The following is a 25,757-nucleotide window of genomic DNA, read 5'->3' on the forward strand; positions in this document are numbered from 1 at the left end:
AATATACTACTTATTATAAATTATAGCTGTATTTAATTCTTCTAATCTCTTTGTATTATCCTTAATTGTAACTCTATTATTTTCTTCTATTCTCATAGTTTCATCTATACCAGATTTAATGGTATTGTACATTTTTTCTAATGTCTCTATTTGCACAGAGCTTGTTCCAGCCATTCTAGCTATTTGTGCACTTTGAGAACTTACATTTTGTGCATTTCTAAGCAGTAATTCATTAGTTTTATCATCAAGAGCTTTTAAAGACTTTGCTTGTAATTCTTGCTTTTTAAGTAATATAGCTTGAGATAAACATTGTTTAAATACTGGTAGAGTTACAACAAAGGCACTATTGATTTTTCTAATTAAACCATAGTTATTATGTTGCATACCTCTCAGCATAGGTATAGTCTGAATAGCTATATTTTCTGCTATCCTTAAATCATAGACTCTTTGATTTAACATATCATAGACTTTTAATAGTTCTTGATAGTTGACAATATCCATTTGGTCTCCACTAGTCTCTGATTTTTGTTTGAAATATGGTAGTATTTCATTATCCATTTCTTCTACTGCCATTTCTCCAGCAACAATATATTTTTGAAGTTCATTATAAAAGTCAAAATTTTCATTTAGCATAGCACCAATTTGCTTGTTAGAAAGAGCTATATCTCTTTCATATTGTTCAAGTTCAATTTGAATCTTTTCAACTTCTCCTCCCAGTGTTTCATACTTTTGAAACATCATTTCAATAGCATTATTAGCTTTTTTGAAAAGTTTTTGAACAAAATTTGGTTCCTTAGTTTCTTGAAAATCATCTAAATCAAACTTATCCATTATTTTAGTTAAGTGAACAAGCATCTTAGAATTTTCTTCATTTCTATTTAATTTTATTGTGTTTAATAGGCTATCAGAAACTCTAGCTACTCCTTCAGATGCTTTTCTACCAAATTGTAAAATTGTATCTGGATTTTCTACTTCTATAAGAGAAGTTAAAGCCTCCACCTCTTTAGACTTTCTAAGTTCATTTTTTTTATTATTTGTATATTCCATTATATCAAAATTTTCTTCTTGTATAGTCGTAGGTAAATTTTCAACAGTCTCTACAGAATTATTATCTTTTGAAAAATTATTTATATTTATCCCCATTTAAAATCGTCTCCTCTTGCCAAAAATTTTTTTAAGTAAAGGTATTCCATCTTCAAGTAAGTTCAATTTAAGGTCATATACCATTTTATCCAATCTGTGTATATCAATCAATTGGTTATTTATAACATTTTCTATATTATTTTCTCCGCCTGGAGATAATATAATAATATCAAATCCAATTTTACTAAGTAAAAGCATTAGGAATACAACTTCTTTATCAAACACAATGCTCTTATACATATATATAACCAACTTTGGATTTATGAGAGAGTAATCGAAATTATTCATCATATGAACAAGCTTTTTATCCATATGAAGTACTGTGAATAAGCCTTTTATTTTATCCTCTCCACTTAGTCCATTTAAAAACATGTTGCCTTCTATAAGTTCTTCCACTTTTTCTAAAATCATAATTTGTTGATTTAATGCTAATGTTGAAATAGAATATTCTTTATTATTTAAAACAGAATTTTTATCTATAATACCTTTTGAATTTAATACAAATGATAGGCTAAAAGCTTCTCTTGTAAATTCTTTTGAAAATCTATCTATCTCTCCATTAAATTCAATAAATGTTGAACTTTCTGAATCTCTTAATAAATCTAAAAACTTAATGTATTCATTTTTATCATTATATATTCCATTGATTTTAGAAAAGAAAACTGGAGTTTCTACTATAGTATCATTAAACTTAAATCCTGGTCTCAATTTTAATGGCTGATTCCAATATATTGATATTTCATCAATAGTTGAACTTAAAAGCAAGCTTTTTATTTTTCTATCTTGAAGTTGCCAGGGTTTTATAAATCCAGCATCATTTAACAATTCTTCACTTATTCTTTTTGATGCTTCTGCTCCAACAGTAAAAGCTTTTTTTACAGAGCCTTTATCTATCTTTTCACCTGAAACAACTCTATCTTCAAAAGAAACATTTTCTTCTATTATATTAGCCTCTTCTAATTCTATCTTATATTTCTCTAAATTTAAGATACTTATATTACTCTTTGAGTTTGGATTAAGGTATAATATATCAAATCCTGCTAAGTACAATATTAAAAGTAGATAGACTTCATGCTTTTTTATGTCTCCATAAAATATTATTTTTGGAGCATCATTTTTATTTATATCTAAGGCACCAATATAAGTCTTTATCCATGCCATTATTTTCACTATAAAATTTTGTTTAACTCTATCATTAGTAAAATCTTTTTCTTCCTCTTTTAATACTTTATCTATTGCTTGCTTTATTTTATAATCTATTTCTTCAAACCCTAAAATACTTATGTCTACATCTTCTGTACTGTTTTTATAATTTTTAAGCCCATTTTTAAAATAATTAATAATGTCAAAATCACTAGGATTTGCTATAGCATCAGTAAATAAGGCAATATCTTTTCTACTATCAATATTTTGCTTCGCCTTAAATATTTCAAGATTATACAAAATCTCATCTTCTAAACCAATATATGAAATAAAATAACTTAGATATCCCTTTGAAGGAGTGTAATTTCCTCTATCTGATTGGCTGGAGAATATTTTTTCAAATACCTTTGAGTCACCCATAATTATCCTCCCAATTTAATTGTTTATTGATAACTGACTCAAAATATATATTTTGAGCCAGTTTGTTTTTTTATAAAATTTGTTTTAAGCTGTTTTCTTTGGTTTTACTAATCTTATTACACACTTTACAACTTCATTGACTACAACTACACTTGCTGCAACACATAAAACTTTTACCCATGTCATAACATCCATAGCTACAGAATTAAAGAAATCTTGGAATAACTGAGTAAATATTACTTGTGCAATACCTGTTAAAACTATTATTTGTAATGCTAGTTTATTATGTGTAAAGTTTGGAAAAATACTATCTGCACTAAATTCTCTACAGTTAAATGCATTAAATAATGCACTAAAAGCAAATAACGCAAACATTACAGTTCCCTTATGAGCTTCATCAACACCTAAGAAGTTAAATGTAGATTGTAACATTAGTATTGCTGTTATATAGAATGCATTTAATACTATTGTATATACCATTGACTTAGAAATTATATTTGCTTTTCTATCAACAGGTTTTCTATTTAATACGTGGTCTCTAACAGGCTCTAAACCTAATGCTAGTGCTGGTGGCCCATCCATAATTATATTTACCCACAACAATTGTATTGTTGTAAATGGCATTTCTTGCCCCATAACCTGAGATATTATAGCCACTAAAAATGCAATTACATTTACTGTTAATTGGAATTGAACAAATCTTTGGAAGTTATCATAAATTCCTCTACCCCATTTAATACCTTTTACAATAGTGCTAAAACTATCATCAGTTAAAATTATATCTGCTGCACTTTTTGATACTTCTGTACCAGATATACCCATTGCTATACCAACATCTGCCTTTGAAAGCGCTGGGGCATCATTTATCCCATCACCTGTTACAGCAACAACATCTCCACTCTTTTGAAGAGCTGAAACTATTCTCATTTTACTATCTGGCTTACTTCTTGCAACAATCGAAATAGTTTGTATTTCTTGTTTTAATTCTTCATCATCTAAAGTATCTATATATGAAGCTTCAACTGCTCTCATATTTCCTTTTAATAGACCTAACTCTTCACCTATAGCTCTTGCTGTATTTATATTGTCTCCTGTAAGCATTTTTACAGAAACACCAGCTTTATTTGCTGTATTCACTGATTCTATAACATCTTTTCTAAGTGGGTCTCTTATACCAACAAATCCACTAAATACTAAATTACTTTCCATTGCACTTACATTCATAGAATCACTTTCAGCAGTTACTGCTGCTTCTTCTTCAGCTTGGGAAATTTCTTTATATGCAAAACCTAAGGTTCTCATTGATTTTACTTGTAATTTTTTTATTTCTTCTAAAATCTCATGTTTTATACCTTCAGTTATTGGAACTATGTCTTTACCTCTTTGAATGTGTGAACATAGCTCAAGCAATACTTCTGGTGCTCCTTTTGATAACAACACATGATTATTATCTTGACCTATGACAGATGTCATTCTCTTTGAATCAGAAGTAAACGGATTTTGAGCTACTATATTAGATTCTTTTCTAACTTGTCTGTAATCTACATTTTTATAATATAGAAGTAATGCACATTCTGTAGCACTTCCTAGGTACTTAACATCATTATCATTATGCTCTACATCAGCTGTAGAGTTTATCATACAGTTTTCTTCAAAATAACTATTTATTTCTTCTTCTGAGCTCTCAATATATCTTCCATCAATATATGCAACTTCTACTGTCATTCTATTTTCTGTTAATGTACCAGTTTTATCTGAACATATTACAGAAACAGAACCTATAGTTTCACAAGCTTCTTTTTTGGTAACTAAGGCATTTATTTTAGCCATTTTTTGCATTGTTATTGCAAGTGTCATATTTATCATAGTTGGCAGACCTTCTGGAACTGCTGCAACTATCAATGCAACACATACTGTAAAGGCTGTTTTAACAGGGTCTATTGATTCTAAAAATGGTAAAATTCCAGACATATCAACATTTAATACATTCTTACTTACCATTTGGAAAACCATGAATATAAATAATAGTCCTGCTACTGCACTGGAAACTTTAGCTATCAATCCGCCTAAATTTCCAAGCTTTATCTGAAGTGGAGTTTGCTCATCTGCATCTGATAAGTTTTGAGCGATTTTACCCATTTCACTGCTATCTCCAATTGAAGTTACAACTAATATTCCTCTACCATAAGCAACAAGTGTACCACCAAATACCATATTTATTTGTTTTGCAGGAATTGGTTCTTGTACCACTAGTGCTCCTTTAGATTCTATTTCTTCCATTGGAACTACTACATCACATTTTTTAGATACATCATCTGATTCTCCTGTTAACATATCTTCTCTAATTTTAAGATTTATAGTTTCTATAAGTCTACCATCAGCAGGTACCATATCACCAGTTTCAATATATACTATATCTCCTGGTACTAGTTCATTCTTAGAAATTTGATGTATTTCTCCATCTCTTAGTACTTTAACTTCAATATTTTCAGTCATCTTAGAAAGAGCATCTGCTGCTTTCTTAGAACGACCTTCTGTAATCATACCTATTGCTATACCTATTGCTATAGCTCCTACAATCCCTATTGCATCATGAGTTTCTCCAATTACTGCACTTACTACTGCTGCAATAATTAAAATAACTATCATTGGTTCACTTAAACTGTCTTTTAAATCATCCCAAAAGCTTCCTTCCTCTTTTGGTGTAAATTCATTTAAACCATACTTTTCTCTTCTAGTCTTGACTTCTGATTCTGATAGACCTCTATCAGGGTTAACAGATAAGTCTTTAGTTACGTCTTCTTTGTCAACATTATAATATTTGATATCGTTATTAAATTCCATATACACACTCAATCCTGTCTAAATTTTGCATTACTTCTTTAAGACCCGCATCTTTTGTTCCTTCACCTATTGCTTTAAACTGCCAACTTCCATCTTTTCTATATATAACCCCTACTATAAGAGTAGTTTTTTCTGAATAATTATCAGATAAATTATACTTTGCTATTTCCTTTTTATTGCTTTGGTCCTCAACTCTTATATAGGCATTTTTTATCATCCCAAAGTGTTGTTTTCTGTCTATACAATTGTATATATTTACTACAAATAATAATCTGTGAATATTTGATGGAACTTTATCTAAATTAACTAGAATTTGTTCATCATCACCCACACCTTCACCAGTTAAGTTATCTCCTGTATGTAAAACTGACTTACAGGCACTCTTTAAATTTCCAAAATAAATTAAGTCTTTTATACCACTTAATTTTCCTTCCTGATTTAGCATAAATACAGATGCATCGCAATCTATATCAGCTTGTCCTCCACCAAATAAAGACTTAAGGAATCCTCCACCTGCCTGTTGCACAGGGTCCCATCCTAGGCCCACAAGTATATTACTCAATCCTGGGTTGGATTTTTTTAAATCTATTTTATCACCCTTTGATAAATTAATTGACATACTAAACCTCCATAAAATTTTATATAATATAACCTATACATTATTTGTATAGGCTACTTATATTTAATATACTGTGTTACTCATACTAAACACTTAATCCATAGTTTCTGCAAAGTGCTTCTAAGCCACCTTCAAATCCTGCTCCAACTGCACTAAACTTCCATTCTCCATTATATTTATATATCTCACATACTGTAATTGCAGTCTCTATACTAAATTCTTCGCCTAAGTCATATCTTAATATTTCTTGGTCATTTTCAGAGTTTAAAACTCTTATATATGAGTTGCTTACTTGTCCAAAGTTTTGTTTTCTTTCAGCAGCTTCATATATTGTAACTGTTACAGCTATTTTTTGTATATGCTTTGGCATTGTATCTAAGTTTACTAATATTTCTTCGTCATCTCCATCACCTTCACCAGTTCTATTATCACCTAAATGCTCAACTGCTCCAGATGGATGTTTTAAATTATTATAGAATATAAAATCTTCATCTCTTTCAACTCTTTGAGATTCTCCTACCATAAAAACACTGACATCTAAATCGTAATCATATCCACTATCAAATGAATTTGTATCCCATCCTAGTCCAAGTCTAATATTTTTAAGTCCTGGATTTCCCTTAGTTAAATCAATTTTTTGTCCTTTTTTTAATACTATAGCCATGGAAAATACCCCCTCTAGTTTATTATATTTAAAATTATAAGTTTATTCCAAAGTTTCCACATAACGCAGCAAGTCCACCTTCAAAACCAGAACCTAGTGCGTTAAATTTCCATTCTCCATTGTGTTTATATATTTCAGCTACTACTATAGCTGTCTCTATACTAAAATCTTCACCTAATTCATACTTTATTAGCTCTTCATTTGTATCTTTATCTACTATTCTTATATAAGAATTACTTACTTGCCCAAAATTTTGTGTTCTTTCTGTAGCATCATGAATTGTAACTGTAAAAGAAATTTTGCTTATTTCTCCAGGAATCTTAGATAAATCAACAACTATTTGCTCATCATCTCCATCACCTTCACCAGTTCTATTATCACCTAAATGTTCAACTGCTCCAGAAGTATGCTTTAAATTGTTGTAAAATACAAAATCTCCATCATTAGTAACACTTCCACTTGCTCCTGTTAAAAATGCTGCTGTATCTAAGTCAAAGTCAAATCCACCATCATACTTGTTAGTGTCCCATCCTAACCCTACTAAAATATTTTTAAGCCCTGGGTTTCCCTTAGTTAAATCAACCTTTTGGCCTTTTGATAATGTTATACCCATAATTTATCGCTCCCTTGTTAATTTTAGCTAAACAAATCTTGCTAATTATTTATCTTTTTCTTTAATCATATTATAACATTTTTTATTCATTTGTGAATAAAACTTACTTGATATTTTTAAAATATAATTAAAAAAATGTTTATATTTCTTACTTTTTACATAGATTTTACATATTTTTTTAAATAGATAAAATCTATGTTTAATATGTAATTATATATCATTTATATATACAAGTATACATTTTATTTTGAAACTACAAAATTCTTTGTACTATATTGTTTTAAGATGTTTTATAATAGATTATATCATCTTATTAGAGGAGAAAAAATATGATTTGTACTATTAAACCATTAAAAGTTGTAATAAAGAACTCAAAAGAGCCTTTAAATGAATTTATGTCTAGTAAGTCTTATACAAATAAGAGTTCTTCTTATATTAAAGAAGTCTACTTTACACGATATATAGGTATTGATAATTCGATTGATAAATACATAAAAAACATCAAAAATATAGATGCTCATTTTTTTAACAATATAACAGTTCCCTATATTAGGCTAAACAACTTAAATATAAATTTTGATAAATCACAAACAGATAAGATGCTCAATACTTTCAATACTTATAATGATGCTAAATTTAACAGTTGGAATTTATACAATATTGAATTTCCTTGTAAGATAGAAAATGATACATTAGATTGGACAAAAAAAATTGCATTTAAAAATACATTAGATTTGTTTTCTAAAAACACACCACATTCAACACCTTCTATTGTTAAAAATTTTGCTGTTAAACTTTTATGTTGGATAGATTATTTTCTACCTAAATTATTTTATAATAAAATTAAAATTACTGTTTCACCCAAGGTAGTGTATTTTGGAAATATTAAGAGACAGGAACTTTTTTTCTTATATTTTTTATCACAGCTTGGATGTGATATTTTATATATAAATCCTCATAAGGATATCCTTGATTTGTATCCTGAATGTTCTAGATTTTCTACTTTAGTTGAATTTTCTAAAAAAAGTCCAACTATGCTAGATATACCTTTGGAAAAATTAAATACAGATATAAATAAGAACATCAATAATAACAAAACTTATACTCCTATAAATAAACCTCAATCTGAACAAACTTCTGTTGACACAAACTTTACATCTACAAAAAATAAAAAAGATAAAGAAATAGAACTTACATATGAAGAACTCGCAAAATTATCAACTTCCGTTGTTATGATTGTTGTGTGTGATAATGAAAACAAACCATTCAAGAGCGGTTCTGGAGTAGTCATAAATAGTGAAGGTTACATACTTACAAATCTCCATGTAGTTAATGAAGGCTATTCATTTTTAGTTAGATTTGAAAATGATGATAAAGTTTATACATCACATCAAATCATAAAATACCACTCAGATTATGATTTGGCTGTAATAAAAGTTGATAGAGAATGTAAATCAATACCAGTCAAGGTTAGTAAAAAACCTGTAAGAGGCCAAAAAATAGTTGCAATTGGAAGCCCTTTAGGTCTTTTCAATACAGTTTCAGATGGAATTATCTCTGCTTTTCGTGACTTTGAAACAGTTCAAATGATACAATTTACAGCTCCAATCTCTAGTGGTAGTTCTGGAGGGGCTCTTTTAGATATGTTTGGCAATTTACTGGGATTAATTTCTGCTGGATATGATGATGGACAAAACTTAAATCTAGCAGTGGAAAGTCATCTTGTCAAAATATTTGCCAATAATTTTATCGAAATAATAAACTAATTTACTCTTTCTTCATACCAATAGAGAGGGTGAGAACATTATATATGTTCGCCCTCTCCATATCATGAAAAAATTAATACTTGATGTTTTTATGCTCTATAAACAATTGATGCCATAGACAAAATGTAAATATAGTCCATATTTTCCTTGAATTATCTTTGTGACCTTTTAGATGTTCATCTAAAAGTTTTATTATATATTTTTTATCAATAAACTCGTCTACATTTGCATTGGAAATAGTTTCTCTTACAACAACTCCTAAATCATCTTTTAACCAAACTCTTATTGGCGTTGGAAATCCTAATTTTTTTCTCTGAATAACATGCTCTGGTACTATATCTTTAAAAGATTCTCTAAGTAGCACTTTTGTGTTATTTTTTGTTATTTTTTGTTCAACTCTTAAATTTTTTGCTACATCAAATACATCTTTATCTAAAAAAGGTACTCTAAGTTCTAGATGCTCAGCTACAGAAAATTTATCAACTTTTTGAAGTATATCACCTTGAAGCCATGTATTTACATCTATATGTTGCATTTTACTTATATAATCGTAATTATTTTTCTGCGCTTCTCTGTACAAATTTGATAATAAATACTCATGTATATTCTTTTCCTTATATTTAAAAAAGAATCTTTTTACTTCATTATTTTCAAAAATCTTCGCATTTCCTATATATCTCTTTTCTAAAGGTGTTGTAGCTCTGTAAAGATAATTTTTGCCTTTTATATTAGGCATAAGCTCTGAAACTCTATTTAATACGCCTCTAATATACACTGGTGAATTTATAACTGATTTCACATTATTATATTCCTTGTATACATTATATCCCCCGAATAATTCATCAGCACCTTCTCCAGACAAAGCTATTTTAACATATTTACTAGCTTCTTTAATTAAAAAATAAAGACCTACTCCTGATGGGTCTGCCACAGGGTCATCCAAAAAATAAATTACACTCGGTAATGCTTTTATATAGTCATCTTGTGTTATGTTGAGTGGAATGTTTTCTATACCCAATTTATCAGCTGTTTTTTTAGCTATTTCCAATTCACTATACCCTTTAACATTAAAACCTAGCGAAAAAGACTTTATATTTGGATTAATTTGTGAAGCTATAGAGGTTATAATTGATGAATCTATACCACCAGACAAAAATGTCCCAATTTGTTTATTTTCTGCTACCTGTCTTCTTACCGAATCTATTACTACATTTCTTATTTCTTCTTCGCCTATATCTCTATTCCCTAAATGATTCTTACTGTAAAAAAATTTTGTACTACTTCTAAATTCAAGTTTATTGTATTTCTTTAAAGATAGTATTCCGTTTTCCACTCTAAAAAAATGTCCTGCTGGTATCAATCTTATTCCTTGTATCATAGTATCTTCAGGAAGAACATATTGAAACGAAAAATAACTCTGTAAACTTCGTTCATTTATGTTTAGTTTTTTAACATACTCGAGTATAAATTTATATTCTGATGCAAAGATTATCACTTTTTCTTTATTTATATAGTAAAGTGGTTTTATTCCAAATAAATCTCTTGCCCCAAATATGCTTTCATTTTCTTTATCATATATTATAAAGCTAAACATACCTTTTATCTTATGTACACAATTTTTTCCAAATGCTATATAAGATGTTAATAAGATTTCAATATCACTATCTGTAGCAAAGCTGTACCCTTTTTTAATCAATTCTTCTTTTATCTCGCAACTATTATATATTTCACCATTTAAAACTATAACCTTTCCATCTTTTTCAAATGGTTTAACTCCATGTATAACATCTATTACATCAAATCTATTAAAATCAAACTCTTTTTCCTCACCTTTTAAGTATCCTCTACTATCAAGACTTATATGATTTATATTATTTACAGATTCTTTTATTTTAAATTTAATATCTTCTTTTTTAGATATATCTCCTTTATAATAAATTGAAATATTGCCACACATATTATCAAATTTCCTTCCTAATTTTTAGTGTTATCCTTATTTCATAGTTTTGTCTTTGCCTTCAAAACTTATTCAATTTTAAAAAAATTACTATCAAATTTTTATAAATTATCTGCTAATCTTTCATAATTTTTTAATTTCTAGAAATACTATATTAGGAGGTGATTTTTATGAAGAAAAAAATGTTAATACCAGTTATTATGTCTTTATTTATACTTTCACAGTGTATAACTTTATTTGCTTTTACACCCGAAAATAACAAGTTTAAGGTTAAACCATTACCTTATGCTTATGATGCACTTGAGCCATATATAGATAAAGAAACTATGATTTTACATCATGATAAACATTATCAGGCTTATGTTGATAAGTTAAATGCAGCTCTTGAAAAATATCCTGAGCTTTATAATTATTCTTTATGTGAATTATTACAAAACTTAGATTCTTTGCCTAAAGACATTGCTACAACAGTAAGAAATAATGCAGGTGGTGCTTACAATCATAAATTCTTTTTTGATATAATGACTCCTGAGAAAACTATACCTTCTGAATCTTTAAAAGCAGCTATCGACAGAGATTTTGGTTCTTTTGAAAAATTCAAAGAAGAATTCCAAAAAGCAGCTTTAGATGTTTTTGGTTCTGGTTGGGCTTGGCTGGTAGCCACTAAAGATGGTAAATTGTCCATTATAACTACTCCAAACCAAGATAGCCCTGTAAGTAAAAACTTGACTCCTATCATAGGTCTTGATGTTTGGGAACATGCTTACTATTTAAAATATCAAAACAGAAGAAATGAATATATTAACAACTGGTTTAATGTAGTTAATTGGAATGGAGCTTTAGAAAATTACAAAAATTTAAAATCTCAAGAGTAATTAAATATTAAAATCCTTTTGAAAAAAACTTATGTTTGCTATATAATATAATAAAAGATAGTCTAAATTTACCAATATTGTGTTTATAGTGACGATTCAGGAGGATTTTTATATGATAAAAGAAACACATGAAAGGGGAGGATATATATTAGCGCTTTTGATACTCCCCTTTATAAATAATATATATTTAGTCAAATACGATACTACATATAAAATAGTATTAATTATAATCTATATCTATTTTGCATATTTAGGTTCATTGTTTCCAGATATAGATATGAGAGGTTCTTACATAAGTAAAAAATTCATATTAATTTACAAATTATTTGGAAGTAGGTTTAGACACAGAGGGTTTACCCATAGTCTTCTTGCATTATTACTCATTAGTAGTTTTTTTAAGTCTCTAACAATCTTTACCAACAACAATATAGTTTTTTCATGTCTGTCTAGTGGATTTATAATAGGATATTTTTCTCACATGTGTCTTGACCTTATTACCAAAGAAGGTATCGAATTGTTTTTTCCCATTACTATAAACATTTCCTTACTCCCTATAAAAACTAGTTCAAAAACAGAAAAATTCATATCTAAACTTTTAAACTTCATAGTTATTTTTTTAATCGGATATCAATTTTACATTTTATTTTAATGTATTTTTATAGCTACATATTTATAAATTAATTAAATAAATTAAAAAAAATTGTCTTAAAAGAATACTTTTAAATTTAATTTTTATTTAAATCTAATTCTTTTAAGACAATTTTAATTTTTTGACAAGTTAAATTCTTTTGTTATCTCTATCATTATCGTGTTTTTTATGATGAAATTCATAGTTATGATTTTCAAGGTTTTTATTAACTTTACTTCCAATCTTCCATGATAAAAATACTAATAGTATAAATGATGCTATCTTTAGTGGACTTGTTATAAATCCTTCTATATCACTTGCCACATAACTTATTACTATAAACATTACAAATTTTCCTGCCAACATTGCTGGAACAAAATCTTTTATATCTTTTTTACAAAAAGCTGATGCAACAGTAACTAAACACCCAGGCATAAATGGACAAGCATATGCTATAAATAGCAGTTTAAATCCCTGTTTGTCCATCCAACTTATTGCTCTTTCAGTTTTACTATTTCTCAACTTATTAAAAAGTCTACTATCAGTAAATCTACTTATTAATAAAAATAATGAGGTTGTCCCAAGCCCTGAGCCAATCCATGATAGCAAACACCCAAGTAATAACCCTTGTATAGCAGCATTTGCTGTAACTATCGCCACAAGTGGTAAGGCTGGTATAAAGCTTTCTATAAATGCACTTAATAAACCAATTATTGTGGCTAACACCCAATAGTTTTGAGTTAAATCAAGTAATTCTTGTATATACTGCATATTGCTTTTCCCCTTTTTTAACTTTAACTATTATTATATACTCTATATTGCTATTACATACCAATTTCAAAAAGGAATCTAATATTCAAAAGTAAATAATTTATGTAAATTTACAGTTAAGGTATCTTTATTTTATTATATATTATAACAAAAAAGTCTTAAAATATGAATCTATCATATTTCAAGACTTTTTCTTTTTATCTAGATATATTTAAACTATAGTATATCTGACTTCATAACATCTTCAAAATCCCCTTTTTCAGATATTAATCTTATCAATTTAACAGTGCAACTTAAATCATTTATAAGTATAGCTCCTACTAATGAACCATCTTTCATAAATAATTTTTTATATACTCTTTTACCTTCATCTTTTGATGAAATTTCTTTATCAAAATCTTGTATATTACCAATACTAAATACTTTAACATTCATAGCATCTAATGAAACTGGATATACATCACTTTCAAATTTCAAACTATCTCCACTTGCATTTGCTCCTGCTATTTTTCCCATTTCTACTGAAGATGGCCATATTGCTAGACTAGTGTTTCCTACTTGTGCAACATCTCCACAAGCGTATATATCTTTAACATTTGTCTGTAATGTATTATCTACAACAATACCTCTATCAATTTTTACAGATGTATCTTGAACCATCTGAGTATTTGCTCTCACTCCAATTGAAAAGACTACCATATCACAGTCAACACTATTGCCATCTTTAAATACAACTTTTTGAGCCCTTCCATTGCCATCAATACCATCAACTGCCACACCTAATCTTACATCTATGCCTGTATCTCTTACACATTGCTCTAGTATTTTACTGCCTTCTTTATCAAGTTGTTTTGATAATATACCATCCATTGCTTCAACCACTACTACTTCTAAGCCTTTTAATTTAAATTCCCATGCTGCTTCAAGACCTAATAGTCCTCCACCAATTACTACAACTTTCTTAGACTTTTCTAATGCTTCTTTTACATTATATAAGTCTTTTATATTTCTAAGTGTAAATACATTTTCTAAATCATGACCTTTAATTGGTGGTATGAAATTTCTACTTCCTGTGGCTATTACAAGCTTATCAAATTTAATAGCTCCATCATTTACTACAATAGTTTTATTTGCTTCATCTAATTTATCTACATTTGTTCCTAATATTACTACTATGTTGTTTTCGTCATACCAAGCTTTATCTTCCATATAGAAATCAGAATTAAGTTCTTCATTTATACCATCAGAAAGTGCAGGTCTATAGTAAGTTAACTCTTCCTCATTAGAAATCATAGTTATCTTACAAGTCTTATTTCTTTTTCTTATAGCATCTGCTGCATAGAAACCAGCTGCACCATTTCCTACTATAACAAAATATTCGTCAGTATCTTTTCTAAAAGTAACCTCATCTTCTTCAACTTCTATAAATTGGTCCTCTTTGGCTCCACATACAGGGCATATACTAGGAGCACTATCTCCTTCAAATACTTCATTACAAATTACACATTTAAACTTTTTAGTCTTCTTTTTACTTCCAAAAGTAGAGTTTAACTTATCTAAGAATTTTCCTGTATAAGCATATAATTTGTCAACTTCTTCCCCTGATGGTTTAAAATTAACAGCAAATGGTTTCACTGTTGTCATTCTAAGCTGATTGATTCTCTCCATAGCATTTTCTATACCTTCTCCACTCCATCCATATGAACCAAATACTGATGCAACTTTTCCACCATGAAGAACTGGATTTAAAGATACTAATATATCCCATATAGGTTTTAATGCATCCCCTAATATTGTTGGTGTTCCAAATAATACACCTTGCGATACTGCTATTTTATCTAGAATTTCTTCTTGCTTATGCTCTATTACATCAAATAAATTTACTTTATAATTGCTATTTTTTTCAATATATGATTTTATAGCCTCTGCCATGATTTTTGTATATCCATGTGCAGAAACATAACAAATTGTAACTTCTTTTTCTAATTTTACTTGTTCATTTACACTCCATTTATAATAAAGGTCTATAATTTTTCTAGGATTTTCAGTCAATACTGGTCCATGACCTGGGCACACTGTGTCTATATCTAAATCTTTTATCTTTTCTATAGCAGTTACCATAGATGGTTTAAATGGCCCCATTATACAATCATAATAATATCTTAAGGCATCTAAGTAATCCTTTTCTTCATCTTCATTAAGAGTGTTTACTATCTTGTCATTACTATAATGACTTCCAAATGAATCACATGTTACAAGAGTTTTATCTTCTTTTATATATGTGTATATAGTATCTGGCCAATGAAGCATAGGTACAGAGAAGAATTCTAAAGTCTTATCGCCTATTGATAGCACATCTCCATCTGCAACTGCAATATATTCAAAGTCTTTGTTTACGATTTCCTTTAGATACTTAATAGCAGTTTCTGAAGCTACTACTTTTGCATTTTTTGCTAAATCTAATAGCTTTTCAACGCTTCCTGCATGGTCTGGTTCAGTATGACTTACCACAATATAGTCAATTTTTTCAAAGTCTATATTTAAATCATTTAATCTTTCAATATATTTCTCAAAATGTTTATCTTTAACTGTTTCAAATAAAACTGTTTTTTCTGTGCCTTTTAAGACATATGAATTATAAGTTGTTCCATAAGGTGTATACATAATTATGTCAAATACTCTTAAATCAGGGTCAAGTGAACCTACCCAATATAAATTTTCTTTTATTTTCAATGATTTTAATGACATACCGTACTCCTCCTAAAATAGTTATTTAACCTTTTTATACCCTATTTGTTATATTTTAAACAAATTTTATTCAAAAAAGAATTTATTTTAAAAGCAACTTGAAACTCTTAATCTTCTTTTTCTACCTCCAGTATAGTTCCTTTTTTAGAATCTACCTTTATGTCATATTCATTTTTATCTTTATCTATTCTTATTTTATAAAAAGTAACATCTAAATCTTTATCTAAACTCCATTCTTTTACTATTCCATCTTGTTCTTTCAATGCAATTTCCATAGCTTTTTGAGGTGTTATTATATCATTTAAATCTAATTTTTCTTTTCTAGCTTTACCATTTAAATCTTCTGAATCCAATTTTTCAGTTTTATCTTGCAATACATCCTTTGTATTAGCATCTATTTTCATCTTATACTCATTATTATCATCTACACCTTCAACAGTATAAACATATTTATTTAAATCGCTTTCAAGACTTAAATCTACTATATCAGCATCCTTATATTTGTCTTTAAACATATTTATTGCATCTGTATAAGGTACTTTGAAGTCTTGTTCCATTAAACTTTCATCAATTTTGCCATCTTTTAAATCACTATTTGAAGCATTTGCTTCTTTTTTTGTATTGCTATTTTGAGGTGCTTGTCCTGAATTTGAATTTCCACTACATGCAGTTAATAAACCTGCAATAAGTATACTTGCTACTAATAAATATAATTTTTTACACATAAAAATCCTCCTTAAATAATAATTAATTTATTCTATATTATGCCCTTTAAACCCTTCATTTACCCTTTTATATTGCATATTTTCCTTACTTTATTTTAATTATTTTCAAAGCTTTATAATCAAAAGCTAAAAATCTATTTTAATATTACTTATATGAAAATTAACCTAAATAATAAGATATGAGTACAAATTTTTAAATTTCTAATATAATACCTGTTTATAAATCATAATTATTCTTAAAAATAGAAATGTTGAGATAAACTGAGATGAAATTGGATGATACACAAATATCCAAAGTTATACAACTTCTTATTATTTTAAAATACTGAGATAAGATGATTTTCTGTCTATCGTAAAATAATATTTAACTATACGTGTATCGCTCAAAGATGAAATATTTTTAAAATCTATATAATATAATTTATTATACCAGAATTTTAAAATTTAAATCTATAAAATAGTAAAAATTATCATTAATTAAATATGAAAATAAAAAATCTACATAAAATAAAAACAACTAAAAGAGATGCTTTAAATAGCATCCCTTTTATATAATTAAAAACTTAAATTTTATTTAGTTCCCTAACTGTTAAATCCATTTTAGGATAAGGTATTGTAATTCCTTCTTCATCAAATCTAATTTTAACATCTTCTAATAAATCAAGGTAAATTGTCCAATAGTCTTCTGTCTTACACCAAGCCCTAATTGCAAATTTAATGGCATTATCTCCATGTTCTACTACTCCTATAAATGGTTCTGGTTCATTTATTATTAATTTATGTCTATTTACAATTTCTTTTAAGACTCTTCTAACATGTAATATATCATCTTCATATCCTACACTAAAAACTAAATCAACCCTTCTAGTATTTTTTGCAGAATAATTTATCAGACTATCATTTGATACAGAGCCATTTGGTATAAGTATCTGCTTATTATCTGGAGTAGCTAATTGAGTATAAAAAAGTCCTATTTGCTCAACTGTTCCTCCATGACCTGCTGCTTCTATGTAATCTCCTACTTTAAAAGGTCTAATCAAAAGTATAATAAATCCTCCAGCAAAATTTGATAAACTACCTTGCAGCGCTAAACCTATCGCTACCCCTGCTGAAGCTATTACAGCAGCAAAACTAGATAAACTCATCCCCCAGTATTCAAGAACAACTATTATAACAGCAACTTTAAGTACACTTAAAAGAAGAGATTTCAAAAACCTTCTTAAAGTTAAATCGACATCTCTTTTGCCAAGAACTGTCATGACATGGTTTACAATTTTTTTTATTATTTTAAATCCAATTGAAAGTATGAGTAAACCTATTATAAGTTTTACTCCACTTGTAGTTGCCCATTCCAAAAGGCTTTCCATCAAACCACCCATGTCCATTTTATTAATATCTAGATTATTTAAATCTAACTTACTTATATCATCTATTTTTGTTGTATCCATAGAAAAAACTCCTTACTTTATATTTTAGAACCAATATTATAGTTTAAAGTTCTTATTTTTCTATTTAATATGATACAATATCATTTAATCATAGTAAACAAGATTTATATTCCAGTTAGCTCTTTTTTCTAAATCCAAACCTTCTATTATTTGTAGAACTTTATGCTAAGCCACTATGAAAATGCTATTGAGTTTTAAAATCATCATTTTTTACACCAATATGAGATGCTATTATAGTTATAATACTTAATACTATAAATACAATAAATCCTCTTTTATATCCATCAACTGTATTATAGAAATTTATTTGTAAAGATATAGCTATGATTAAATTAATAATACCACTTCCTATAAATTCAAAGGTATTAATAACACTAGTTGCCAATCCAGAATAAATCTCTTTATTTTTATATTTAGCATCATTAAATACTTGTAGATGTGACATGACTATACACCCCATTATAAAAAATGCTACTGGTAAAAACATTATTGGTGGTTTTACTTTAAAAACAATTACAATTATTATCCATATAAATAAGTCTATCATTGCACCATATTTTATTATGTTAAACTTGCTAGACTTTATTTTTGCAAACACAAAATCCATGATTATTGAACCAAATATAAATCCATATGTAAAAAATGATACTATAAACGCAGAAAAACTCTTACTAACTCCATAAACATCCATTATGTATCTTACTCCCCAAAGACTTGTAAATGCACTTGTTAAACCTACAAAAGAAAACATTATTATTGAATTATACCATGTTGACTTATTAATTATAACGGACTTAATCCCTTCAATAATACTAATTTTTTCTGATTCTTCATAAATATCAACATTTACATTAAATCCATATTCTCTTGGTGTATCTCTAACAATAATATACATACAACATCCAATTAAAATACCTATTATACCTATTAATAAAAATGAATTTCTCCAACCAATAAATTCGGACAAAAATACTAGCGGAAAAGTAGCAAGAACTCCTCCCACATTTCCAACAAATGAGAACTTAGCTGTTGCAGAAGCAAACTCCGATTTATCAAACCATCTACCTTGAATTTTTAAGATACAGAGTAATATTACTGATGTTCCTGCTCCTACAACTATACGAGAAAGATATGCTAATTCTATATTTTGTATTAATCCAAATAGTATCGAACCTATACTAGCCGTTATTATTCCAATACTACTAATCTTTCTTGCTCCATATTTATCAATTAATATACCTGCTGGTATTTGCATAAGTGCATATGAGTAAAGGCAAAATGATGCTATATTTGATATTTGTATAGAATTAAACCCTAACTCTTTTGCTAAATTATCTGAGACAACAGCAGTTGACATCCTTAAAAATAAGACTAAAATAAATGAAAATGTAATTATGCCCCAAACACTCCATTTAGTCTTTGTATAACTTTTCATATTTTCTCCCTCAAATCTATGTAATTTTAACTTTTATTACTCTGTTTGTAGACTTTCTATTTACAGTATGTGTTTATAAGAATTTTGTAATTATTTATCAAAATTTTTAATATGCATTTCTATTATACAATACACATACACATTTAACCATATATAAGAATTTATTCCTGTTTATATAATACTTAATTAATTCTTAAAGTAAACAAGAGCCATCTTTTAAAGTAACTCTAAAAGATGGCTCTTTATAAAAATATCTATTCTAAATTTAAATTTCTATCTAGTATATATTTTGTAGCAATAAATAATATTACTAAAATTATAATACTACCAAGTATAGCAAACATAAAATGAGAACTTTGATATAAATGATAAATCATGTTAGTATTTTCTCCTGGTAAAAATCTTTCAATTGTACTACCAACAGTTGATATTATCATATTTATAATTATAAAAGAAACAAATGCAGATACATTTCTATGTTTATTAAACTTTGGTAATTGCCCCATTGAAATTGCTGTATATAGCAATAAAATAAATGAAGTATATGAAATAAGCATTGTTAATAATAGCAAGAACATATCTAAAAAATTTTCAAACCCCAATCTGAAAACATTATTAAAAAAATCTAAAATCTCAGCAAATGCAATTCCAGAAGCACTAAAAAACATTAGTACTGCAAATGTACCTACTGCAACTATAAAACTAAGTACCGCATATATAAGTGCTGTTATACATTTGGATAATATAAGTGAACTAGTACTAACAGGAAGAGTAAACATTAAATAGCCTTCATCTCCCAAAAGATTTTTTCTAAATCTTTGAATTGTAACTACAATAGTTAAAACACCCAGTGCCATAAAAAGACTTGTAAGTACAAGTATTCCTATTCCTTGTATTTGGAATATATCAATCTTCATAAATATTCCATTTAATATAGCCACTACTATTATAGCTATATATAATGGTATAAACGTTCTTCCACTTGCCTTTAACTCATATTTTAATAGTTTTCCTAACATTTGAATTCCTCCCTAAATAATGCATCTATAGATTTACCTTTTTCCTCTCTTATTGATTCAACATCTCCTTGTAGTACTATCTCACCTTTAGATATAAATATTACTTCATCACATATATTTTCTATCTCACTTATTAAATGAGTTGCAATCAGCAAAGTACTATCCTCATAATAGTTTTTTAGTATAGTCTTAAGTATATATGACCTTGCAGCTGGGTCAACACCTCCAATAGGCTCATCTAAAATATATATATTTGCTTTTCTTGACATAACCAGAATAAGTTGTACTTTTTCTTTAGTTCCTTTAGACATTGTTTTTAATTTTTCATCTACATCAATATCTAAACTCTTAATCATTTCATTTGCCCTTCTAACATCAAAATCACTATAAAAATCATAGAAAAATTTAAGTAAATCTGATACTTTCATCCAGTCGTTTAAATAAGTTCTTTCTGGTAGGTATGATACTATTTTCTTTGTTTCTATAGATGGCTTCATTCCATTTATCATAATTTCACCATCATCAGGTTGTAATAATCCATTCATCAATTTAATCATTGTACTTTTACCACTTCCATTAGGACCTAACAAGCCAACTATTTTTCCTTTTGGTATATTCAATTCAACATTCTTTAAAACCTTTTTAGTTCCATAGCTTTTATTTACACCTTTAAATTCAACTATGTCATTTTGAGAAACATCATTTATATTTTTATCCATTTTATAATTCTCCTTTCAAATTTTCTGTTATAAGTTTTAACATTTCATCTTCGTCATATCCAAGTTTTACTAAAGTCTCTTTTAATGTATTTATTTCAACATTGGCTATTTCCTCTTTCATAGCTTTTATTTTTTCCTTATCATCTGTTACAAATCTTCCTTTTGTTCTTTGGCTATAAACCAATCCTTGTCTTTCCAGTTCTGTTAAAGCTTTTTGCATCGTATTTGGATTAACTTCAGCATCCTCAGCAAGTGCTCTTACTGTTTCTAATTTAGAACCTATTTTTATTTCCCCTGAAACTATTTTTAACTTTAGATGTTCTACTAATTGTATATATATAGGTTTGTTATTATCAAGTTCCCATTCCATATTCATGCCTCCTCATTGTGTTATTATATTATTGTATTAATAACTTAATACAATAATATAATAACACAGCTCATATGTCAACTATTTTTAAATAAAATTATGAATATCTACAAGCTTTTTCATTTAAAGATAGTTTTTATAAAAAATAGCATTTTAAAACCTACTATTAAATCTCAAAATCTTCAGGTCTAAATAGGTATAATACAAGAAATTTCCTTAATCACTATGTTTTTTGATATTTCATTTGGTATTTATTTTTCTCTTGTCTGAGTTAGAGATTTACATTCAAGGCTACCAAATTTTATACGAATCTATAAGAATATATGAAGTGAAAAAATAGAATTACATTTTCAGGTCTCAGTAGCCTTTATTATAATTATGTTCACATGCTATTACTTTTTTATCCTTTTAGCAAATTTTTTCTTAGCAAAATCGTATGACTCTTGTATCATTACTTTTAATTCTTTAAATGTTTTTTCTGAAGGATTTAAGACACACACCCATCCCATCCATGCATAAACAGGATGAGGCATAATTGTATCCAGTTTTGTAAAATCAAAGTCCATTTTCACAATTTGCCCAGCATCTGGCCGTTTTGGGATATTATCAAACCTTTTAATAAATGTTTCCTTTTTCAAGCATACATTTACACGATAAACATTACTTCGGTTTAGTGATGAACTTTTGTCATTTTCACCATCTTTTTCTTTGATAGTAAGAACATATACTCCTTTCTTTAAAATACCATTAGGATTATAAAATATCCCTCTTTCCCCCCAATTTTCTGTTAAAACAACATCATCTAAATTTGATACACAGTAATTGAATATATCGTCAGCTTTCATATTAAATATCCATCCTTTCTATAATATTTATATTGCTTTCAACACGATAATATCCTATCATATAATAGTGACAATAATTGTCACTATTGTAAAAAAAGGAGTAGAAAAATGTCAAAGGCTGAGCGCTTAATTGAATTGATGATAACTATAAATGCAAAAAGAAATTTTACTCTAAGAGAATTGGCTGAAGAATTTTGTGTATCAAAACGAACAATACTTAGAGATTTACAAGCTTTAGAAAGCATGGGATTCCCTCTATATTCAAAAACAGGAGCAACAGGTGGTTATCATATGTTAAAAGAACGTATACTACCACCAATTACCTTTTCAGAAAGTGAAGCAAAAGCAATATTTTTTGCCTATCAATCGTTAGCTTTTTATCGTGATTTGCCATTTGAACAAGAGAGAGTCTCTGTATTAAAAAAGTTTTTAAATTGTCTACCAGCAGATGTACAACATAATATTACTCAAATACAAAATAAAATTGTATTCTGGACACCAGATAGACATTGCTCTTCTCCCTTGCTAAAAGAACTATTTAACATAATTACAAATAATTCTGCTCTTACAGTTCAATATTCATCAAATAAAAACCAAAGTATCAGAACTATTATACCTGTTGGTTTATATGCAATGAATGGTCTTTGGTACTGTCCAGCGTATTGCTTAAAGTCAAAATCTATCCGTGAATTTCGTGTAGACAGAATTGAAAAGATTGTAAGTATAGAAAATATAACAAGTTCAAAATACAGTATTCCAAATTCAATACATGAATATCTTGAAAATTTAGAAGTTGCTAAAGATTATCATATTAAAATTCAACTAACAGATATAGGAGTAAAACGCTGTGAGGCAGAATTTCTATTAGCAAAAGGATTGACTGTTTTTCCTAATGGCGGTTACATAGATATGTATATCTCAAAAACAACACTAAACTGGGTAGCTGAATATTTCTTGTCATTTGGAAAAGAGGCCACAGTACTAGAACCAATTGAGCTTAAAACATTGATAAAATCAAAAGTTCAGGAGTTGTACAATCATTACTGCAAAATAAACACTGGAGTGTAATGTCAATGGATGCTATCAATATATACTACATTCTAGTGTTTTGTCTAATCTATATAAGATAAGACTATATTTATATTTGTTAATGTTTACATATTTTAATAAATAAATGTATAAAAATCCACATAAAAAAATGAACTCTAGCTTAAAGTTCATTTTTAATATAACTTATTCATTTTTTATAAAGTAAACTGATTATTCTTTTGCTGAAGTGTATGCAATCAATTTTTCAAATTCTTCAATTGGCATTGGTTTTCCAAATAGATATCCTTGTGCCATATCACATTTGACTTCCTTCAATAGTTTAAACTGTGCTTCTGTCTCTACACCTTCAGATATTACTTTCATCCCCAATTCCTTTGCCATCTCTACAACTTTAGTAACAATTATTTTACTTCTCTTACTATTATATGTTTCCATGATAAATTTTTGGTCAAGTTTTAAAATATCCATAGGAATTTCTTTTAACATATTTAATGATGAATACCCTGAACCAAAATCATCCATAGATATTAAAAAACCTATCTCTTTTAAACTATTCATTATATCAATTAAAATATCAAAATTATCAAATATAATACTCTCAGTTAATTCAAGTTCTATATATTTTGCAGGTATATTGTACTTGTCAATTATATTTTTATAGGTTTCTATAAAATTATTACAATATAAATGTATTCTTGATACATTAACTGAAATAGTTAATGGGTTTATACCTGTGTCAATCCATTTTCTAAGTTGTATACAAACTTCTTCTAGTACATATAAATCTAAATTTATTATAAAACCATTTTTCTCAAAAAATGGTATAAACTCATTTGGAGGAATTAATCCCTTATCACGACTTTTCCATCGTACAAGTGCTTCCGAACCTTGTATTTCTCCTGTATTTAGTTCTATTTTAGGTTGCAAGTATACTATGAACTCTTTATTTTCTAAGCTTGAGAACATTGTATTTTCCATCTCTTTTTCTTTTATTTCTTGATCATGAATCTTGTTGTCATAAAATGCATATGAACTTTTATGTCCTCCCTTTGCCATTTTATGAGGTATATTAGCTCTATCTATTATTGGGTTGATATCTTTATCTTCTGGAAGTATAAAGTATATTCCACAACTTAAAACTAATTTATATTTTTCTTCCTGATTATTATTAAATAAATCCAATTCTTTAAATATAGATTCTAATCTATTTATTATATCTTCTTCTTCTCTATATTTCATGATTATTGTGAAATTATCAGCAGATATCCTTGCAAATATTTCTTCTTCAAATATATTATGTTTAATAATATTTGTTAAACTACATAAAATTTTATTTCCCACTTCATATCCAAACAAATCATTTATATACTTAAATTTATCAATATCTATATATAATAACGCATATTTCTCTTGAGTGTTTTTGCTTAATATTTTTTTAGCATCAATTACAAATTTATCCATAGTACTTGCTCCTGTAAGACCATCTGTATATACTATCTTTTGCAATTTAACTCTTAAACTTAATTTATCATATATTATATAAAAAATAAGTACTAGACATATTATCGTCATAATAAATATTATCTGCAATGCATAGTAGCTAATAAATTGTTTATTAAATAAGCTGAATTCAAGGTTATTTATGGAGTTATTTTTATAAAGCTTATGTAAAGAATAGACTGGTGTTGTATATTTAACTTGTAAAATTATACAAATAAATAAAAAAACCATTAATTTTTTTTGTAATTTCCTCATAAAAATTTCCTCCCATTAAAGCACCTCTATTTGATTATAAATCACTAGCAAACAAACACATTCCAAAAGTTTCCATTTCTTGTAAAATGGATAGTTTATATTTATTTTAAAATTTGTAAAATTTTGCTATACTATATATATAGAATATGTTATATTAGTTGTCTTTCCTATTGATTTATACATTTCATATCGGTATAATA

At 27.6% G+C, this 25,757-nt stretch carries 21 protein-coding genes; 4 read left to right on the plus strand and 17 right to left on the minus strand.

What is annotated here, in order from left to right:
- Positions 1-6: 6 nt before the first annotated feature.
- The 6 genes from IC214_RS09130 to IC214_RS09155 form a co-directional block, all read right to left on the minus strand.
- Positions 7-1,143 carry a toxic anion resistance protein gene (locus tag IC214_RS09130; RefSeq protein WP_227433096.1) on the minus strand — a complete coding sequence of 379 codons (1,137 nt, stop codon included), beginning with the start codon at positions 1,141-1,143 and terminating at the stop codon, positions 7-9.
- Positions 1,144-2,706: a YceG family protein gene (locus tag IC214_RS09135; protein ID WP_227433095.1), complete on the minus strand. Its 1,563-nt coding sequence runs from the start codon at positions 2,704-2,706 to the stop codon at positions 1,144-1,146.
- A gap of 84 nt (positions 2,707-2,790) precedes the next feature.
- On the minus strand, positions 2,791-5,550 hold the full coding sequence (locus tag IC214_RS09140) for a calcium-translocating P-type ATPase, PMCA-type (protein WP_227823788.1): 2,760 nt from the start codon (positions 5,548-5,550) through the stop codon (positions 2,791-2,793).
- Positions 5,540-6,169 carry a TerD family protein gene (locus IC214_RS09145; protein WP_227433092.1) on the minus strand — a complete coding sequence of 210 codons (630 nt, stop codon included), beginning with the start codon at positions 6,167-6,169 and terminating at the stop codon, positions 5,540-5,542. Before IC214_RS09145 ends, IC214_RS09140 begins: the two co-directional genes overlap by 11 nt.
- An 85-nt stretch (positions 6,170-6,254) precedes the next feature.
- Positions 6,255-6,833 (minus strand): TerD family protein, encoded by a 579-nt coding sequence (locus IC214_RS09150; protein ID WP_227433091.1) that lies wholly within the window; start codon positions 6,831-6,833, stop codon positions 6,255-6,257.
- A gap of 34 nt (positions 6,834-6,867) precedes the next feature.
- A complete protein-coding gene (locus IC214_RS09155; RefSeq protein ID WP_227433090.1) occupies positions 6,868-7,446 on the minus strand; it encodes a TerD family protein in 579 nt (192 codons plus the stop codon).
- 329 nt (positions 7,447-7,775) lie between these two features.
- Here IC214_RS09155 and IC214_RS09160 point away from each other — a divergent pair, with 329 nt between their 5' ends.
- On the plus strand, positions 7,776-9,212 hold the full coding sequence (locus tag IC214_RS09160; protein WP_227482406.1) for a trypsin-like peptidase domain-containing protein: 1,437 nt from the start codon (positions 7,776-7,778) through the stop codon (positions 9,210-9,212).
- Positions 9,213-9,285: 73 nt separating this feature from the next.
- Here the strand turns inward: IC214_RS09160 and asnB are convergent, their stop codons facing one another.
- The gene (asnB, locus tag IC214_RS09165; RefSeq protein ID WP_227866516.1) at positions 9,286-11,169 is read right to left on the minus strand and encodes an asparagine synthase (glutamine-hydrolyzing); all 1,884 of its coding nucleotides are present in this window, start codon (positions 11,167-11,169) and stop codon (positions 9,286-9,288) included.
- 170 nt (positions 11,170-11,339) lie between these two features.
- Between asnB and IC214_RS09170 the strand changes: the two genes are divergently transcribed.
- Both IC214_RS09170 and IC214_RS09175 read left to right on the plus strand, forming a co-directional pair.
- The gene (locus tag IC214_RS09170; protein ID WP_285891625.1) at positions 11,340-12,044 is read left to right on the plus strand and encodes a superoxide dismutase; all 705 of its coding nucleotides are present in this window, start codon (positions 11,340-11,342) and stop codon (positions 12,042-12,044) included.
- Positions 12,045-12,156: 112 nt separating this feature from the next.
- Positions 12,157-12,693, plus strand: coding sequence for a metal-dependent hydrolase (locus IC214_RS09175; RefSeq protein WP_227433086.1), 537 nt, complete (start codon positions 12,157-12,159; stop codon positions 12,691-12,693).
- Positions 12,694-12,822: 129 nt separating this feature from the next.
- On the opposite strand, the gene IC214_RS09180 is transcribed toward IC214_RS09175, so the two are convergent.
- The 9 genes from IC214_RS09180 to IC214_RS09220 all read right to left on the minus strand — a co-directional run bounded on the left by IC214_RS09180 (position 12,823) and on the right by IC214_RS09220 (position 22,752).
- Positions 12,823-13,443, minus strand: coding sequence for a TVP38/TMEM64 family protein (locus IC214_RS09180; RefSeq protein WP_227433084.1), 621 nt, complete (start codon positions 13,441-13,443; stop codon positions 12,823-12,825).
- 216 nt (positions 13,444-13,659) lie between these two features.
- Entirely contained in the window at positions 13,660-16,191 is a 2,532-nt protein-coding gene (locus IC214_RS09185) for an FAD-dependent oxidoreductase (protein ID WP_227433083.1), read from the minus strand.
- 107 nt (positions 16,192-16,298) lie between these two features.
- A complete protein-coding gene (locus tag IC214_RS09190; RefSeq protein WP_227433082.1) occupies positions 16,299-16,916 on the minus strand; it encodes a PepSY domain-containing protein in 618 nt (205 codons plus the stop codon).
- Positions 16,917-17,479: 563 nt separating this feature from the next.
- Positions 17,480-18,364: a mechanosensitive ion channel family protein gene (locus IC214_RS09195; RefSeq protein WP_227433080.1), complete on the minus strand. Its 885-nt coding sequence runs from the start codon at positions 18,362-18,364 to the stop codon at positions 17,480-17,482.
- Between the two features lie 184 nt (positions 18,365-18,548).
- Positions 18,549-19,799: an MFS transporter gene (locus IC214_RS09200; RefSeq protein WP_227482403.1), complete on the minus strand. Its 1,251-nt coding sequence runs from the start codon at positions 19,797-19,799 to the stop codon at positions 18,549-18,551.
- Between the two features lie 254 nt (positions 19,800-20,053).
- Entirely contained in the window at positions 20,054-20,818 is a 765-nt protein-coding gene (locus tag IC214_RS09205) for an ABC transporter permease (RefSeq protein ID WP_227433076.1), read from the minus strand.
- The gene (locus IC214_RS09210) at positions 20,812-21,537 is read right to left on the minus strand and encodes an ABC transporter ATP-binding protein (protein ID WP_227433074.1); all 726 of its coding nucleotides are present in this window, start codon (positions 21,535-21,537) and stop codon (positions 20,812-20,814) included. Before IC214_RS09210 ends, IC214_RS09205 begins: the two co-directional genes overlap by 7 nt.
- Before the next feature lies 1 nt (position 21,538).
- Positions 21,539-21,907: a GntR family transcriptional regulator gene (locus IC214_RS09215; RefSeq protein ID WP_227433073.1), complete on the minus strand. Its 369-nt coding sequence runs from the start codon at positions 21,905-21,907 to the stop codon at positions 21,539-21,541.
- Between the two features lie 392 nt (positions 21,908-22,299).
- On the minus strand, positions 22,300-22,752 hold the full coding sequence (locus IC214_RS09220) for a DUF6194 family protein (protein WP_227866517.1): 453 nt from the start codon (positions 22,750-22,752) through the stop codon (positions 22,300-22,302).
- A gap of 108 nt (positions 22,753-22,860) precedes the next feature.
- Between IC214_RS09220 and IC214_RS09225 the strand changes: the two genes are divergently transcribed.
- Positions 22,861-23,820, plus strand: coding sequence for a helix-turn-helix transcriptional regulator (locus tag IC214_RS09225; protein WP_227482401.1), 960 nt, complete (start codon positions 22,861-22,863; stop codon positions 23,818-23,820).
- Between the two features lie 192 nt (positions 23,821-24,012).
- Here IC214_RS09225 and IC214_RS09230 read toward each other — a convergent pair whose 3' ends face one another.
- The gene (locus tag IC214_RS09230; protein ID WP_227831096.1) at positions 24,013-25,557 is read right to left on the minus strand and encodes a putative bifunctional diguanylate cyclase/phosphodiesterase; all 1,545 of its coding nucleotides are present in this window, start codon (positions 25,555-25,557) and stop codon (positions 24,013-24,015) included.
- Between the last annotated feature and the right edge of the window lie 200 nt (positions 25,558-25,757).

It is taken from the genome of Clostridioides sp. ES-S-0190-01 (genome assembly GCF_020658275.1).
Lineage (GTDB): Bacteria > Bacillota > Clostridia > Peptostreptococcales > Peptostreptococcaceae > Clostridioides.